Origin of the sequence: Hydrogenophaga sp. (assembly GCF_026125785.1) — a bacterium.
Taxonomy (GTDB): Bacteria; Pseudomonadota; Gammaproteobacteria; order Burkholderiales; family Burkholderiaceae_C; genus Hydrogenophaga.
Genome location: NZ_JAHCKL010000022.1, coordinates 19763 through 34137 on the forward strand (window position 1 = coordinate 19763; position 14375 = coordinate 34137).

18 protein-coding genes are annotated in these 14375 nt (G+C 69.6%); 15 read left to right on the plus strand and 3 right to left on the minus strand.

What is annotated here, in order from left to right:
- The first annotated feature begins 2 nt into the window (after positions 1 to 2).
- Together KIT53_RS16750 and KIT53_RS16755 are read left to right on the plus strand one after the other, a co-directional pair.
- On the plus strand, positions 3 to 878 hold the full coding sequence (locus KIT53_RS16750; protein WP_297754896.1) for a branched-chain amino acid ABC transporter permease: 876 nt from the start codon (positions 3 to 5) through the stop codon (positions 876 to 878).
- A complete protein-coding gene (locus tag KIT53_RS16755) occupies positions 875 to 3412 on the plus strand; it encodes an ATP-binding cassette domain-containing protein (RefSeq protein ID WP_297754899.1) in 2538 nt (845 codons plus the stop codon). The genes KIT53_RS16750 and KIT53_RS16755 overlap by 4 nt, the downstream gene beginning before the upstream one ends.
- 6 nt (positions 3413 to 3418) lie before the next feature.
- Here KIT53_RS16755 and KIT53_RS16760 read toward each other — a convergent pair whose 3' ends face one another.
- Entirely contained in the window at positions 3419 to 4069 is a 651-nt protein-coding gene (locus tag KIT53_RS16760; protein WP_297754902.1) for a LysE family translocator, read from the minus strand.
- 43 nt (positions 4070 to 4112) lie between these two features.
- Positions 4113 to 4460 (minus strand): hypothetical protein, encoded by a 348-nt coding sequence (locus KIT53_RS16765; RefSeq protein WP_297754905.1) that lies wholly within the window; start codon positions 4458 to 4460, stop codon positions 4113 to 4115.
- 235 nt (positions 4461 to 4695) lie between these two features.
- Between KIT53_RS16765 and KIT53_RS16770 the strand changes: the two genes are divergently transcribed.
- The 12 genes from KIT53_RS16770 (at position 4696) to KIT53_RS16825 (ending at position 12689) form a co-directional block, all read left to right on the plus strand.
- Entirely contained in the window at positions 4696 to 5124 is a 429-nt protein-coding gene (locus tag KIT53_RS16770) for a DUF3106 domain-containing protein (RefSeq protein ID WP_297754907.1), read from the plus strand.
- Positions 5121 to 5846: a sigma-70 family RNA polymerase sigma factor gene (locus tag KIT53_RS16775; RefSeq protein WP_297754909.1), complete on the plus strand. Its 726-nt coding sequence runs from the start codon at positions 5121 to 5123 to the stop codon at positions 5844 to 5846. Before KIT53_RS16770 ends, KIT53_RS16775 begins: the two co-directional genes overlap by 4 nt.
- Positions 5836 to 6207, plus strand: a complete 372-nt coding sequence (locus KIT53_RS16780; RefSeq protein WP_297754911.1) for a hypothetical protein — start codon at positions 5836 to 5838, stop codon at positions 6205 to 6207. Before KIT53_RS16775 ends, KIT53_RS16780 begins: the two co-directional genes overlap by 11 nt.
- A 226-nt stretch (positions 6208 to 6433) precedes the next feature.
- Positions 6434 to 7102 (plus strand): amino acid ABC transporter permease, encoded by a 669-nt coding sequence (locus KIT53_RS16785; RefSeq protein WP_297754913.1) that lies wholly within the window; start codon positions 6434 to 6436, stop codon positions 7100 to 7102.
- 10 nt (positions 7103 to 7112) lie between these two features.
- Entirely contained in the window at positions 7113 to 7769 is a 657-nt protein-coding gene (locus KIT53_RS16790; RefSeq protein ID WP_297754917.1) for an amino acid ABC transporter permease, read from the plus strand.
- Positions 7770 to 7807: 38 nt separating this feature from the next.
- The gene (locus KIT53_RS16795) at positions 7808 to 8635 is read left to right on the plus strand and encodes a transporter substrate-binding domain-containing protein (RefSeq protein ID WP_297754920.1); all 828 of its coding nucleotides are present in this window, start codon (positions 7808 to 7810) and stop codon (positions 8633 to 8635) included.
- An 83-nt stretch (positions 8636 to 8718) separates the two neighbouring features.
- A complete protein-coding gene (locus KIT53_RS16800; RefSeq protein ID WP_297755042.1) occupies positions 8719 to 9465 on the plus strand; it encodes an amino acid ABC transporter ATP-binding protein in 747 nt (248 codons plus the stop codon).
- Complete coding sequence (locus KIT53_RS16805) at positions 9465 to 9911, plus strand: type II 3-dehydroquinate dehydratase (RefSeq protein WP_297754922.1); 447 nt, start codon at positions 9465 to 9467, stop codon at positions 9909 to 9911. The genes KIT53_RS16800 and KIT53_RS16805 overlap by 1 nt, the downstream gene beginning before the upstream one ends.
- Before the next feature lie 3 nt (positions 9912 to 9914).
- Positions 9915 to 11054: an alkene reductase gene (locus KIT53_RS16810; protein ID WP_297754925.1), complete on the plus strand. Its 1140-nt coding sequence runs from the start codon at positions 9915 to 9917 to the stop codon at positions 11052 to 11054.
- A 30-nt stretch (positions 11055 to 11084) separates the two neighbouring features.
- Positions 11085 to 11429, plus strand: coding sequence for an NIPSNAP family protein (locus KIT53_RS16815; protein ID WP_297754928.1), 345 nt, complete (start codon positions 11085 to 11087; stop codon positions 11427 to 11429).
- Between the two features lie 33 nt (positions 11430 to 11462).
- Entirely contained in the window at positions 11463 to 12269 is an 807-nt protein-coding gene (locus tag KIT53_RS16820) for an IclR family transcriptional regulator C-terminal domain-containing protein (protein WP_297754931.1), read from the plus strand.
- Positions 12270 to 12284: 15 nt separating this feature from the next.
- Positions 12285 to 12689 (plus strand): cupin domain-containing protein, encoded by a 405-nt coding sequence (locus KIT53_RS16825; RefSeq protein ID WP_297754933.1) that lies wholly within the window; start codon positions 12285 to 12287, stop codon positions 12687 to 12689.
- 9 nt (positions 12690 to 12698) lie between these two features.
- Here the strand turns inward: KIT53_RS16825 and KIT53_RS16830 are convergent, their stop codons facing one another.
- On the minus strand, positions 12699 to 13340 hold the full coding sequence (locus KIT53_RS16830; RefSeq protein WP_297754935.1) for a LysE family transporter: 642 nt from the start codon (positions 13338 to 13340) through the stop codon (positions 12699 to 12701).
- 117 nt (positions 13341 to 13457) lie between these two features.
- Here KIT53_RS16830 and KIT53_RS16835 point away from each other — a divergent pair, with 117 nt between their 5' ends.
- Entirely contained in the window at positions 13458 to 14375 is a 918-nt protein-coding gene (locus tag KIT53_RS16835; protein ID WP_297754938.1) for an HTH-type transcriptional regulator ArgP, read from the plus strand.

Consider the following 14375-nt stretch of genomic DNA (forward strand, 5'->3'; position numbering starts at 1 on the left):
GCATGTTGTTGTCAGCGCTGATCAGCGGCCTGGGCCTGGGCAGCATGTACGGGTTGATGGCCCTGGGCTTCTACGTGACCTATGCCGTCTCGGGCACGGTCAACTTTGCCCAGGGCAGCTCGATGATGCTGGGCGCCGTGCTGACCTTCACCTTTGCCCAGACGCTGGGCTGGCCGCCGGGACTGGCCATCCTGCTCGCGCTGGCGTTGTGCGCGCTCTACGGCCTGGTGGTCGAGGCGGTGGCGGTGCGGCCGTTCGCGCGCCGGGGTTCGGACGCCTGGCTGATGGCCACGGTGGCCCTGGGCATCGTGCTGGACAACCTCGTGCTCTTCACCTTCGGCAAGGAGCCGCGCAGCCTGCCCTCGCCGCTGGCGCAGACGCCGCTGGACCTGGGCGGCATTGGCCTGGGGCTGTACCCGCTGCAACTGCTGATCCCGGTTGTGGGCCTCACGCTGGCCGGCCTGCTGCATATGCTGTCGCGGCGCACGCGCTGGGGCACGGGCATGCTCGCGGTGGTGCAAAACCCTTCGGCCGCGCGGCTCATGGGCATACCCATTCGCCGCGCCATCGCGCTGGCGTTCGCGCTTTCGGCGCTGTTTGCCGGCATCGCGGGCGTGCTGATCGCGCCGCTGTTCAATGTCGCCTCGGACATGGGCACGCTGTTCGGCCTCAAGGCGTTCGCCGTCGCCATCCTGGGCGGCATCACCAGTGCCTGGGGCGTGATGCTCGCGGGCCTGCTGTTCGGCATGATCGAGGCGCTGGTCACCAGCACGCTGGGCTCGGGCTACACCCAGATCATCACCTTTGGCTTGGTCATCGTGGCGCTGGCTGCGCGCCCCAACGGCCTGTTCGGCCGCGCGGAGGTGAAGAAGGTATGAACCACCCCGCTCAACCTTCCCGCCTCTGGCTGGGCCTGGGCACGCCGGGCCAGCTCGCCACGCTGGCGCTGCTGTTCGGCACGGGCGCCGTGCTGGCGCTCACCGTCAACCCCTACCACGTCTTCGTGCTGGCCAACGTCGCGCTGCTGGCGCTGGTGGGCGTGGGGCTGAACCTGCTCATGGGCCTGAGCGGGCAGGTCTCGTTCGGCCACGTGGGTTTCTACGCCATAGGCGCCTATGCCGTGGCCATCCTCACCGGCAAGGCCGGGCTGGACTTCTGGCTGGCCTGGCCGCTGGCCGCGCTGATGGCCGGCGCCATGGGCGCGCTGCTGGCGGTGCCAGCGCTGCGCGTGAAGGGCCCTTACCTGGCCATGATCACCATTGCTTTCGGCTTCATCGTGGAGCACGCCATCGTGGAGATGCGTGACCTGACCGGAGGACAGAACGGCATCATGGGCATCGCCGCGCCCGCGCTGGGGCCGCTGGCTCAGGGGGAACGTGCCGTCGCGCTGCTGGCGTTGGCGTGCGTGGCGCTGGTGCTGGCAGGCTTTGCCTGGCTCTCGCGCGGCACCTGGGGCGCGGCCATGCGCGCGGTGCGCGACAGCGAGACCGCGGCCGAGTCGATCGGCCTGAACCCGCTGGCCATCAAGGTCGTGGCGTTCGCGCTGTCGGCGGCCTGCGCCGGGCTCGCCGGCGGCCTGTTCGCGCCGTTGTCGGGCTTTGTCACGCCGCACACCTTTGGCTTCGTGCAGTCCATCCTCTTCGTGCTGGTCGTCATGCTGGGTGGCGCGGGTTCGGTGGCGGGCCCTCTGGTGGGCGCCCTCATCGTCGGTCTGCTGCCCGAACTGCTTTCCAGCCTGGAGGAGTACCGCCTGCTGTTCTTCGGCGGCCTGTTGCTGGTGGTGCTGTGGGCCGCGCCCGATGGCGTGGCCGGTTTCATGCGGCGCTGGCTGGAACGCCTGCGGGGCCCTGCGCAGGCCGCACCCGGGTTGGCCCAGGCACCGGAAGGCTTCAGCCTGCCAGTGCGCGCGCGGCAGGCACTCGCGGCGCAGGGCCTGACCATGCAGTTCGGCGGCGTGCGCGCCGTCGATACCCTGAACCTGCAGGCGAACAGCGCCGCCGTCACCAGCCTGATCGGTCCCAATGGCGCGGGCAAATCCACGGCGCTCAATGTGCTGAGCGGCTACTACAAGCCCACTGCGGGAGGCTTCACGCTGGGAGGCCATGTGTTGACCGGTCAGGCCGCGATGCGGCTGGCGCGGCGGGGCATCGCGCGCAGCTACCAGACCTCGCAGCTCTTCGGCAGCCTCAGCGTGGAGGACAACGTGACCCTGGCGCTGGGGCGCGGACGCCTGGGTCCGCTGTTCGGTCGCGCGAGGCTGGGTTCGGCCGACGCGCGGGCACGGGCGCGTGCGTTGCTGGCCTGGTGCGGGTATGGCGGTTCACCCGAAGTCCGCGCGGCCGATCTGCCGCACGTGGACCGGCGGCTGGTGGAGATCGCGCGCGCGCTCGCGCTCGATCCGGAGGTGTTGCTGCTCGACGAACCGGCCGCCGGCCTTTCGCGCGAGGACAAGGCGGCGCTGGCCGCGCTGCTGCGCCGCATCGCCGACGCCGGGCTGGGCGTGCTGCTGGTGGAGCACGACATGGCGCTGGTGATGGGGATTTCAGACCACGTGGTGGTGCTGGACGCAGGCCAGTGGCTGGCCGCGGGCAGTGCGGCCCAGGTGCAGGCCGATCCGGCGGTGCAGCAGGCTTACCTGGGCAGCGCGCTGGACCCTCAGGCCGTGCCGCAGCGCGCGGCAGCGGCGCAGGGCCTGGCCGCGCAGGAGATGCTGGGTGTGGGCGAACTGGTTACCGGCTACGGCGCCGAGCCGGTGTTGCACGGCATTTCGCTGCAGGTGCGGCGCGGCGAGGCGGTGGCGCTGCTGGGCGCCAACGGCGCGGGCAAGTCCACGCTGATGCGCGCGCTCAGCGGGCTGCACCGGCCGGTGGGCGGTGGGGGCATTCACCTGGAAGGCGAGGACCTGACACAGGCCGGCACCGAAACCATCGTCGCGCGCGGCATGGTGCTGGTGCCCGAAGGCCGGCAGGTGTTCCCCGAACTGAGCGTGCTGGACAACATCCGCCTGGGCGCATTCCTGCAGCCCGCTCAGCGCGAGGCCCGGGTGGAGGAGATGCTGCAGCGTTTTCCACGCCTGCGCGAACGCCTCCACCAGCGCGCTGGCCTGCTCTCCGGGGGCGAGCAGCAGATGCTGGCGATCGCGCGCGCGCTCATGTCGCGCCCGCGCATCCTGCTGCTGGACGAGCCTTCGCTGGGCCTGGCCCCCAAGGTGATCGGCGACCTGTTTGCCGCGCTCGACCGGCTGCGCGGCGAGGGCATGACGCTGCTGCTGGTGGACCAGATGGCGGGACTGGCGCTGGCGCTGGCCGACCGCGCCTACGTCATGGAGAGCGGGCGCATCGTGGCACAGGGCACGTCCGCCGACATCGCCGCCGATCCGGCGCTGGCGCGGGCCTACCTGGGCGGGCACTGAGCCTGCTCAGTGCCGGGGCGCGCGCGGGCCGGAGAAGGCCGCCAGCAGGCCCAGCCCGATGAAGGCGCCGCCCGTGAGGTAGCGCCCCGCACGGCGCAGGCCGGTGGCACGCCGCAGCGCAGGGGCCACCCAGCCGGCCGTGAGCGCGTAGGCGGTGTCGCTGACGGCGGCGACCAGCACGAAGATCGCGCCCAGCGCCACGCTCTGTGCCGCGTGCGAGGCCTGGGGCGTCATGAACTGCGGCAGAAACGCGGCGAAGAACAAGGTGGTCTTGGGGTTGAGCAGCGCGACCACGAAACCATCCCGGAACACCCGGCGCAGCGGCAGCGGCACCGGCGTTGCGTCTCCGGGCGACGCGGCGGGGGCGCGGATCGCCTGCACGCCCAGATAGACCAGGTAGGCCGCACCCGTGTACTTCACGACCGTGAAGGCCAGCGAGGACAGCGCGAACAGCGCCGCCAGCCCCAGCGCGGCGCCCAGGGCATTGCCGAAGTTGCCCAGCGCCACGCCGAAGACGGAAGCCAGTCCGTTGCGCCGGCCCTGCGAGAGGCTGCGCGCCAGGATGTAGAAGACCGCCGGGCCAGGCGTGACCGCCAGCGCCAGGCTGGCGAGCAGGAAGGCGCTGAGCAGCGGCCAGGGCGGGAGGATGTCGGTCATGGCGGACTCCAGGGTGGGGGTCCACCAATGTACCGCTGCGCGTTCAGCGTGGGCGGACCTGGCGGTCGTGTTTCTGCCGCGCGATGCGCACGCTGGCGCGGTCCTGCGCATGCTCCATGCGCACCGCCTCGCGGGCGGAGACGTGGCCGTCGTTGGACAGGGCGCGCAACTCCATGCGCTCGATGTGGTTCTGCTGGCGCGTCAGCCGCGCGGCTTCGGGGCGCGTGAGCTGGCCGGATGCAACGCCCTGTTCGATGCGCTGTTCCTGGCGGTCCTGCCGGTTGTCCACCCGCTGCTCCAGCGGGCCTTCGGCATGCGCCAGGGAAGCGGCGCCCAGCGCGAGGGCCAGCACCAGGCCGGAGCGGGAGAAGGGAAGCAAGGTCGAATTCATGAGAACTCCAATGGGTTGAGGTGGCAGGGAACACGCCGTGCGTGTACCGTTTGAACCTGTCGGCCGCGTACGGCTTACGCGGGTTCGGCCCAAGCCGCAGTGGCGTGCGGGGTCTTGTGGGCCGGCGCGTAAGAAGCCGGCGTTTCGCGGGTTCAACGGGACAAGCCTTCCTGGTTTTCTTTTCTGCAACGCCATGACCACCCGATCACCGCCCGTTACGCGCCGGATGCCTCTCGTGCTGGCCGCATGCGCGGTCCTTCTGCTCAGCCTGGGGGCGGGCAACGCCCAGGCGTCGCCAGACGTGCCCGACCCGCAGGACTGGGCGGGGCTGTCCCCCGGGCAGCAGGCCGAGCGCCGCGCCGCCATCCGGCGGCAACTGCAGGCGGCGACACCCGCCGAGCGACAGGCCTTCCGGCAGACGCTGCGCGAGCGGGTGGAACGGCTCACGCCGGCCGAGCGCGAATCCCTCATCGCCACCACCCGCGAACGCTGGGACGCCCTGACCCCCGCGCAGCGCGAGGCCCTGGCCAACGAACGGCGCGAGCGCATCCAGGCCATGACGCCGCAGGAGCGCCGCCAACTGCTGCAGCAGCGCCGCGACATGCTGCAGAAACTCAGCCCCGAGGAACGCGCCGCGCTGCGCGAGAAACTGCCCTTGCGATGACCCTCTCCCTGCCACTGCTGCCGGGCGCCGCCGCCCCTCACCCGCGTTCCGCGCGGTTCATCACCATGACCAGCATGGCCGCCGCGCTGGGCCGGCGTGCGCGGCGCGCGCTGGGCATCGGGCCCGAGAACGGCTGGACCTTGTGGCACCAGGCTGGCGGAGGCGACCCCGTCGCGGCGCGTGAGCTGGTGGCCCAGCTCACCCCGGCGGCGCTGGCGCTGGCCAGGCAGATGCTGGGCCGGCCCGAAGACGCCGAGGATGTGGTGCAGGAGTCGTTCCTGCGCCTGTGGAGCGCGCAGCCCGACGACACGCGCGGGGCGCAGCTCGCCACCTACTTCCACACCATCGTGCTCAACCGCTGCCGCTCGCACCTGGTGCGCCGGCGCGAGCTCAGCCTGGATCCGGTCGAACTCGCCGAGCTGCGCGAGCACCAGCAAATGGCCTCGCAGGAAGGCCTGGCGACGCCGGTCGACGGGGCCATGGTGCGGGCGGCGTTGCACCTGCTGCCAGCACGCCAGCGCATGGCCCTGGCGCTGTGGGCGTATGCCGACGCAGAGGCCGCCGAGATCGGCCAGGCCCTGGGCATCGATGCCAACGCCGCGCACCAGTTGCTGTTCCGCGCCCGGCGCGGCCTGCGCGCCGTGCTGCAGGCGCAGGCCGATCTGCCCGAAGGCGCCCACGCCCGCAGCGCGCCGGGCGCAGGAGATGCCCATGAACGCTGACCACCGCCACTCTGCGGCCCGCGATCCCCTGGCCGAGGCCGACCTGCGCAGCCTGCTGCGCGAGAGCCTGCACGAGCCACGCGGCAGCGAGAGCGGACCTTTGCAGGAACGGGTGATGGCGCAGTGGCACCAGCGCCACGCGCGCAACGGCGCCACCGCCGTGGCCGACCTGGCGCTGGCGGGCGGAGGCGCAGGCCACCGCCCGCACCACGGACTGCGCCCGCCGCTCTGGCTGGGTCTGGCGGGCGTGCTGCTCGCCTTGGCCCTGGCGCTGACCTGGTCGGTGAACCGACCCGATCCCGCCCTGGAAGAGCTGATGCAGCCCGACGTGCTGTCGCAGATCGGGCTCGGAGAAATCTGACCCCGGCCCCGAAGCGCCCGAGGGGGCGCTCCTCCCGCGCCTGAGTGCGCCCTCCCCCTGCCATCCCGCGCCATGCCGCGCGCCCGTCACATGACGCGTGCGTGGGCGTATACGCCTGTTGGCGGCCCGATGGCATAGGGAAAACTCTAGTATTTAGCGAATAATAAATCGTCTCAAATATCGAGAAATTCAATTCAAAGCGAATAAAGAGAATTTCGCATCCAACATGGATTACGTGTTTGACTTCGGCGTGGTGGCCGAGCACAGCCAGGAGCTGCTGCTGGGTTGCCTCAAGACATTGCAGCTCAGTGGGCTGTCCATCGTGCTGGCCCTGCTGCTCTCGCTGCTGCTGTCGCTGGGCCTGCGCTCGCGCTTCACCGCGCTGCACTGGCTGATCGTGGCCTTCATCGAGGTGGTGCGCAACACGCCCTTCCTGGTGCAGATCTTCGTGCTCTTCTTCGGCTTGCCGGTGCTGGGGATTCGCATGTCGCCCACGGTGGCGGCCGTGGTGGCCCTCACGCTCAACGGCGCCGCCTATGTCACGGAGATCATCCGCGGCGGCCTGGAGTCGATCGCCAAAGGGCAGTCGGAGGCGGGCCTGGCGCTGGGCCTGCGGCCGCTGCAGGTGTTCCGCTTCGTGATCCTCAAGCCGGCGCTGCGCGCGATCTACCCCTCGCTGGTGAGCCAGTTCATCTTCCTGATGCTGACCTCCAGCATCGTGTCCTCCATCAGCGCCGACGAGCTGACGCACGTGGCCGCCGTGCTGGAAGGGCGGACCTTCCGCAGTTTCGAAATCTATTTCGTGGTGGCGGGGCTGTACCTGCTCCTGTCCGCGCTGCTGTCGGCCGTGTTCGCGCTGATCCACCGGCTCTTCCTGTCCTACCCCACGCGCTGAGCCGATCCCCATGAACCATTTCGGACTTCCCGAGGCACTGCTGCTGGCCAAAGGCCTGCAATGGACGGTGCTGCTCACGCTCACCGGTTTCATCGGCGGTGCGATCGGCGGCGTCGTGGTGGCGCTGTGCCGTGTCTCGCCACTGGCCGCGCTGCGCGTGTTCACCGCCGGCTTCATCGAGGTGTTCCGTGGCACGCCTCTGCTGCTGCAACTCTTCGTCGTTTTCTATGGTCTCGCGGTGCTGGGTTTCTCGCTCAGCGCGTGGTCTTCGGTGGCGATCTGCATGACGCTCAATGCCAGTGCATTCCTGGGCGAGATCTGGCGCGGATCCATCCAGGCGCTGCCGGCCGGCCAGAGCGAGGCGGCGCGCGCCCTGGGCCTGCGCTACCTGCCGCGCATGCGCTACGTGGTGATGCCCCAGGCGCTGAAGATTTCGCTGCCGGCCACCGTCGGCTTCCTGGTGCAACTGCTCAAGGGGACATCGCTGGCCAGCATCGTCGGCTTCGCCGAACTGATGCGCAGCGGCGCCATCGTCTCCAACGCCACGTTCAATCCGCTGTTCGTCTACAGCATCGTGGCGGCGCTGTACTTCATTTTGTGCTGGCCGCTGTCGCTCTACGGGCGGCACATGGAAAAGCGGCTGGCTGGTGCCCAACGCACGGGCTGAACCCGGTCCGGTCCGGACCATAACGAGGAGACACTTCCATGGCATTTCTCAACCGTCGCACCCTGGTTCGCGCTCTGGCGCTCACCCTGGCGACCGCCGGCCTGGTCGGCGCAGCGCAGGCACAGTCGATCGACGACATCAAGAAGCGCGGCGTGCTGCGCGTGGGCATCCTGGCGGACCTGCCGCCATGGGGCTTTGTCGGGCGTGACGGCAAGGCCGCCGGCTACGACGCCGACGTCGCCAACCTGCTCGGCAAGAAGCTGGGCGTGCCGGTGGAGTTCAGCGGCACCACCTCCGCTGCGCGCACCGCGCTGCTGATGACCGGCAAGGTCGACGTGCTGATCGCCACCGTGGGCATGTACCCCGACCGCGCCAAGGTGGTCCAGTTCTCCAAGCCCTACGGCACCCTGGGCATCACCGTGATCGGCAAGAAGTCCCTGCCGGTGAAGAGCATGGAGGACCTGGCCAACTACCGTGTGGGTGTGTCGCGCTCGTCCATCATGGACAACGCCATCACCGCCGGCGCGCCCAAGAGCGCCACCATCCAGCGCTTCGACGACGAGGCCACGTCCATCCAGGCGCTGGTGTCCGGGCAGGTGGACCTCATCGGTGGCAATACCACCTACTTCCAGAACATCAACAAGGCGGTGCCCAACCACAGCTTCGAGCACAAGTTCTTCATCACCCGCCAGTACATGGGCGTGGCGATGCGGCCCGGCCAGAAGCAGCTCAACGAGTACGTCAATGCCTTCGTCGACGAGATCAAGGCCAACGGCGAACTCAACGCGATCTACCGCAAGACCATCGGCGAAGACATGCCCGAGCTGCCGGAGAAGATCGACGGCGTTCCTTTCACCGTGCAGTAAGCGGAGCCCGCAGCGTGTCTTCTTCTTTCACCGTGTCCTCCGCCGCCGCCCGCGCCGACCAGGGCAGCGCCCCCATCATCGCGATGAAGGACGTGCAGAAGTGGTACGGCCCCTTCCACGCCCTCAAGAACATCAACCTGGAAGTGCGGCGTGGCGAGCGCATCGTGCTGTGCGGGCCTTCGGGCTCGGGCAAGTCCACGCTGGTGCGCTGCATCAACCAGTTGGAGAGCGTGCAGTCGGGCCACATCCTGGTCGATGGCCACGAGGTGGTGGGCGCCTCGGCACGCACGCTCGACGTGGTGCGGCGCACGGTGGGCATGGTGTTCCAGCAGTTCAACCTGTTTCCCCACCTCACCGTGCTGGAAAACTGCATGCTGGCGCCGCTGAAGACCGGCAAGATGAGCAAGGCGCAGGCGCGCGAGACCGCGCTGCGCCTGCTGGAGCGCGTGCACATCCGCAGCCAGGCCGAGAAGTACCCGGCCCAGCTCTCGGGCGGCCAGCAGCAGCGCGTGGCCATCGCGCGGGCGCTGTGCATGGAGCCCACCGTCATGCTGTTCGACGAGCCGACCTCGGCGCTGGACCCCGAGATGGTCAAGGAGGTGCTCGACACCATGATCGAACTGGCCGGTGACGGCGTGACCATGATCTGCGTGACGCACGAGATGGGCTTCGCCCGCGCCGTGGCCGATCGGGTCATCTTCATGGCCGACGGCGAGATCGTGGAGTCCGGACCGCCGCTGACCTTCTTCGATGCGCCTCGCCATGAGCGCACCCGCGCTTTCCTGGGCCAGATACTGGCCCATCACAACGCCACGGAGCACGCGATCTGATGAACCGCCACGTCTACGTCCTCAACGGACCCAACCTCAACCTGCTCGGCGAGCGCGAGCCCCACATCTACGGCACCGAGACGCTGGACGCGATCTGCTCGCGCGTGCAGGCGCGTGCCGACCAGCTCGGCCTGACGATCGACTTCCGCCAGTCGAACCACGAGGGTGTGCTGATCGACGCGGTCCACGAAGCCCGCAAGAAGGCCGCCGGCATCATCATCAACCCCGCCGGCCTGAGCTTCTATGCGGTCTCTTTGCTCAATGCCCTGGAGGCCTTCGACGGCGTGAAGATCGAGGTGCACCTGACCAACCGCGCCAAGCGCGAGGCGCATTACCACCACAGCCTGGTGTCTCTCACGGCCAATGGCATCGTCGAGGGCCTGGGCGGCGACGGCTACGTGCTCGCGGTCGAGGCCATGGCCATGAAGCTCGCGGCCAAGGCCTGAACGATGCCCGCTTTGTTCGATCCCGCGCAGGTGGGGGCTCTGCAGCTGGGCAGCCGCCTGGTGATGGCACCGATGACGCGCAACCGCGCGCCCGGTGCGCTGCCCACCGCCGACATGGCCACCTACTACGGCCAGCGCGCCGGTGCGCGGGAAGGGGCTGCGCTGATCGTGAGCGAAGCGGTGGCCATCAGCCCGACCGCGCAGGGCTATTCGGACGTGCCGGGCCTCTGGTCGGACGCACAGGTGGCGGCCTGGCGGCCGGTGGTCCGGGCCGTGCATGCGCGCGGCGGACGCATCGTGGCGCAGCTTTGGCACGTGGGCCGTATCTCGCACACGCGTCTGCAGCCGCAGGGGCAGGCCCCGGTGGCGCCTTCGGCTATCACGGCCCAGGCGCGCACCTACCTGGTGGATGAGAACGGGCACGGCGGCTTCGTGGACACCTCGGCGCCGCGCGCGCTGAGCGAACCGGAGATCCTGGCCATCGTGCAGGACTACGCCCACGCGGCGGCCCGTGCGCGCGAGGCCGGTTTCGACGGCGTCGAGGTGCACGCGGCCAACGGCTACCTGATTGACCAGTTCCTGCGCAGCGGTGCCAACCACCGCACCGATGCCTGGGGTGGACCGGTGGCCAACCGGGTGCGTTTTCTCGCGTCGGTCACGCGTGCGGTGGTCGACCGCATCGATGCCGACCGCGTGGGCGTGCGCCTGTCGCCGGTCTCGCCCACCAACGACGCGCACGACGACCGGCCGCAGACGCTGTTCGAGGCGGCGGTGCATGTGCTGGCGCCGCTGGGCCTGGCCTATGTGCACGTGGTCGAAGGCCAGGGCCGCGGCGCACGCGACCACCAGCAAGGTGAGAAGGACTTCGACTACCTGGCCCTGCGGGAGGCGTACCGGGCCGCGGGCGGCCGCGGCGCCTGGATGCTCAACAACGGCTACGACTTCGCCCTGGCGCAGGAGGCTGTGGCCCTGGGCCGGGCGGACCTGATCGCCGTTGGCCGACCCTTCATCGCCAACCCCGACCTCGCGCACCGCTGGCGGGCGGGCCTGCCGCTGGCCCAGGCCGACCCTTCCCAGTACTACGGCGGCGGCGCCGCCGGCTACACCGATTTCCCCCGCGCGCTGCCGTGCGCAGCGGGCTGACCACCGTCCACCCGAATCCGAGAACACGCCATGATCGTCGAGGAACGCATCTACACTCTTCACACCGAGGTCCAGCTCAAGGACTACCTGCACATCTACGAGACCGAAGGCCTGGTCGTGCAGAAGCCCATCCTGGGTGGCTTCCTGGGGTACTTCCACACCGACATCGGCACCTTGAACCAGCTCGTGCACCTGTGGGCCTACCAGGACCTGGAGGACCGCCGCGTCCGGCGCGAGCGCCTGCATGAAAACGAACAGTGGCTGGGCTGCCTGCGCAAGATCCGGCCCATGATCAAGACCATGGAGAACCGCATCATGTACCCCACCTCGTTCTCGCCCCTGCGCACCATGCCGCTGGCCCTGCTGCAGGACTGAGGGCCGGCCCACACCACAAGGGAGACGCAAGGAATGAGCAGCTTCGACAAGGCCCTGGGCATCTTCGACCTGTTCCGCGAAGGCAGCATCAGCGTGCATGTGGAAGACGTGGTGCAGTTGCTGGAGAGCTCGCGCGCCACGGCCTACCGCTACCTCGGCTCGCTCTGCGATGCCGGGCTGCTGTCTCCGACCTCGCGCGGCACCTACGTGCTGGGGCCCCGCGTGATCGAGCTCGACCGCCTCATGCGCATCAGCGACCCGCTGCTGACCGTCGGGCGCCAGGTGATGCAGGAGACCAGTGCGCGGCTGGGGCTGAACATGCTGTTGTCCAGCTACTACCGCGACAGCATCATGTGCGTGGACATCGCCTGGCCCGACCCCGCCATTCCGCCAAACTATGAGCGCGGCCGCCCGATGTCGCTGTTCCGTGGCGCCATGGCCAAGGTCATCCTGGCGCATCTCTCGCCCTACCAGTTGCGCAACGTGGCGCTGCACCATGCCGACGCGATCCGCGAGGCGGGCCTGGGCGCCGACTGGCCTTCGTTCCGCGCCGAGATGTCCGCGCTGGCGCGCGAGGGCAGTTGCATCACCAACGCCGAGCTCATGCAGGGCTCGCTGGGTGTTTCCGCGCCGGTCTTCGACCCGGATCGCAAGATCCTGGGCAGCATCACCTTCGCCATTCCCGAGGCGCGTTTCGCCACCTTCGACCCGGCTTATCTGAGGGCGCAGATCGTCGAGGCTGCCCAGCGCATCACCGACCTCATCGCCGAAGAGGCCGGCATGCCATTTCCGCCGCCGCCGGACGAACCGGTCCCGGCCTCATCCGCATCCACCGTCTGACAGGAGACCCTTGCCATGCTGACCGCCACCACCCCTTTCCTCGCCCACCAGGACCGGCTCGGTCCGCTGGACTCGCGCATCGTCGACGTCGAGTCGCTGCCCTGGCGCGCCACACCCACGCCCGGCGTGGACATCAAGGTGCTGGTGCAGGACGAGCGCACCGGCATGCTCACCGCCATGTTCCGCTGGGCACCGGGCAGCGTGCTGGGCCTGCACGAGCACATCGAGATCGAGCAGAGCTTCGTGCTCGAAGGTGAGTTCGAGGACGACGATGGTGTCTACACCAAGGGCAACTTCGCCTGGCGCCCGCCGGGCCACCGCCACGTCGCGCGCTCGCCCAAGGGCGCCACGGTGCTGTGCTTCTTCCTCAAGCCGAACAAGTTCCTCGAAGGGCCGCTGGCGGGCACGGAACTCAAGTAGGACGCCGCCTCAGAACAGGCTGACCAGCAGCCACAGGGCGGTGCCCCACATCATCAGGGCCACCAGACCATCGAGCGCGCGCCACACCCGCAGCGAGTTCAGGCGGCGGCCGAGCCAGAAGGCCGCCGTGCCCAGGGCCACGAACCAGACCAGTGAACCGGTGGCCGCGCCCAGGCCAAAGACCTTGCTGCCCTGGCCATAGGCCAGCGAGGCGGAGCCGATCAGCACCGCGGTGTCCAGCCAGGCGTGCGGGTTCAGCCAGGAAAACGCCAGCGCCGAGAGCACCGCCTGGCGGCGCGAGACCGGGGCTGCGGCCACGGCGGGGGCAGGGTCGCCGCCGTCCAGCGAGGCCGGTGCCACCGGGCGCAGGAAGCGCTGGAAAGCCTGCCAGCCATACACGGCGAGGAACAGCATGCCCGCGCCGACCAGCGCGCCGTGCAGCTTGTCCGACAGGCCGCCCAACTGCGCCAGGCCCAGCACCCCCAGGCCGATCAGCACCACGTCGGCCAGCGCGCAGGTCAGCACGGTCAGCCACAGGTGCTGGCGCATCAGGCCCACGCGCAACACATGGGCGTTCTGCGGGCCGATCGCCATGATCAGCGACATGCTCAGCACCATGCCGGCGGTGAAGGTGGGGAAAGCGAGGGCCATGACGAACTCCGGGATACCTGTCAGTGGGAAACGAATGCCCGCAGTGTGCCTCGGTCGGCGCCATATTTAAAGCAAGTTAACTTAAACTCCATTTGGTTCAAAAATTCTTGAGTCAACATGCTGGATGCCCGCCAACTCGAAGCCCTGGCCGCCGTGGTCGAACACGGCGGGTTCGGTCCTGCCGCGCGGGCCCTGTCGCTGACCCTGGCGGCGGTGTCGCTGCGCATCAAGTCGCTCGAAGACGCGCTGGGCCAGCGCCTGCTGGTGCGCGGCCGGCAGGTGCGCGCCACGCCAGCGGGCCAGGCGCTGCTGGGCCACGTCAAGCAGGTGCGCCTGATGGAGGCCGACCTGCTGGCCGGCCTGCAGGGCGGTGCCGCGTCCCGGGACGCGGCGCGCTGGCAGAGCCTCTCGGTGGCCATCAACGCCGACTCGGTGGCGAGCTGGTTTCTGCCCGGGGTGGCGGGCCTGCTGCAGCGCCACCGGCTGCTGCTGGAGATCGTGATCGACGACCAGGACCACACGCACGACGCCCTCAAGAGTGGCGACGTGATCGGCTGCGTGACCACCCTGGGCACGGCCATGCGCGGCTGCGTGGCCGAGCCGCTGGGGGTGATGCGCTACCTCTGCGTGGCGGCGCCCGCCGTGGCCCGGCGCTGCCGCACCGCGCGCGGCGCCGTGTCACCACACCGCCTGCTGGCCCAGCCGGCGGTGATCTTCAACCGCAAGGACGCGTTGCAGGACGCTTTCCTGGAGCAGCACTTCGGTCTGCGCCAGCCCCACTACCCGCGCCATTTCGCTCCCGCGGTGGAAGCCTTCGAGACCGCCATACAACGGGGCCTGGGTTGGGGCATGGTGCCGGAACAGAATCTGGCGCACCGCCCCGGCCTGGAGGAACTGCTGCCCGGCGCGGCGGTGGACGTGGTGCTGTACTGGCAGCACTGGGCGCACGAATCGGTGTCCGCCCAGCGCCTCACCGCGGCGGTGAAGGCGGCCGCGCGGGAGCACCTGCGGCCCATGGCACCAGCCCCCGCCTAA

Excerpts from the sequence above, each read along its gene's own strand:
- KIT53_RS16785 (WP_297754913.1), top strand. The coding sequence starts at position 6,434 with ATGGATTACGTGTTTGACTTCGGCGTGGTGGCCGAGCACAGCCAGGAG.
- KIT53_RS16795 (WP_297754920.1), top strand. The coding sequence starts at position 7,808 with ATGGCATTTCTCAACCGTCGCACCCTGGTTCGCGCTCTGGCGCTCACC.
- KIT53_RS16750 (WP_297754896.1), top strand. The coding sequence starts at position 3 with ATGTTGTTGTCAGCGCTGATCAGCGGCCTGGGCCTGGGCAGCATGTAC.
- KIT53_RS16805 (WP_297754922.1), top strand. The coding sequence starts at position 9,465 with ATGAACCGCCACGTCTACGTCCTCAACGGACCCAACCTCAACCTGCTC.
- KIT53_RS16825 (WP_297754933.1), top strand. The coding sequence starts at position 12,285 with ATGCTGACCGCCACCACCCCTTTCCTCGCCCACCAGGACCGGCTCGGT.
- KIT53_RS16775 (WP_297754909.1), top strand. The coding sequence starts at position 5,121 with ATGACCCTCTCCCTGCCACTGCTGCCGGGCGCCGCCGCCCCTCACCCG.
- KIT53_RS16790 (WP_297754917.1), top strand. The coding sequence starts at position 7,113 with ATGAACCATTTCGGACTTCCCGAGGCACTGCTGCTGGCCAAAGGCCTG.
- KIT53_RS16780 (WP_297754911.1), top strand. The coding sequence starts at position 5,836 with ATGAACGCTGACCACCGCCACTCTGCGGCCCGCGATCCCCTGGCCGAG.
- KIT53_RS16755 (WP_297754899.1), top strand. The coding sequence starts at position 875 with ATGAACCACCCCGCTCAACCTTCCCGCCTCTGGCTGGGCCTGGGCACG.
- KIT53_RS16815 (WP_297754928.1), top strand. The coding sequence starts at position 11,085 with ATGATCGTCGAGGAACGCATCTACACTCTTCACACCGAGGTCCAGCTC.
- KIT53_RS16810 (WP_297754925.1), top strand. The coding sequence starts at position 9,915 with ATGCCCGCTTTGTTCGATCCCGCGCAGGTGGGGGCTCTGCAGCTGGGC.
- KIT53_RS16835 (WP_297754938.1), top strand. The coding sequence starts at position 13,458 with ATGCTGGATGCCCGCCAACTCGAAGCCCTGGCCGCCGTGGTCGAACAC.
- KIT53_RS16820 (WP_297754931.1), top strand. The coding sequence starts at position 11,463 with ATGAGCAGCTTCGACAAGGCCCTGGGCATCTTCGACCTGTTCCGCGAA.
- KIT53_RS16760 (WP_297754902.1), bottom strand. The coding sequence starts at position 4,069 with ATGACCGACATCCTCCCGCCCTGGCCGCTGCTCAGCGCCTTCCTGCTC.
- KIT53_RS16830 (WP_297754935.1), bottom strand. The coding sequence starts at position 13,340 with ATGGCCCTCGCTTTCCCCACCTTCACCGCCGGCATGGTGCTGAGCATG.
- KIT53_RS16800 (WP_297755042.1), top strand. The coding sequence starts at position 8,719 with ATGAAGGACGTGCAGAAGTGGTACGGCCCCTTCCACGCCCTCAAGAAC.
- KIT53_RS16765 (WP_297754905.1), bottom strand. The coding sequence starts at position 4,460 with ATGAATTCGACCTTGCTTCCCTTCTCCCGCTCCGGCCTGGTGCTGGCC.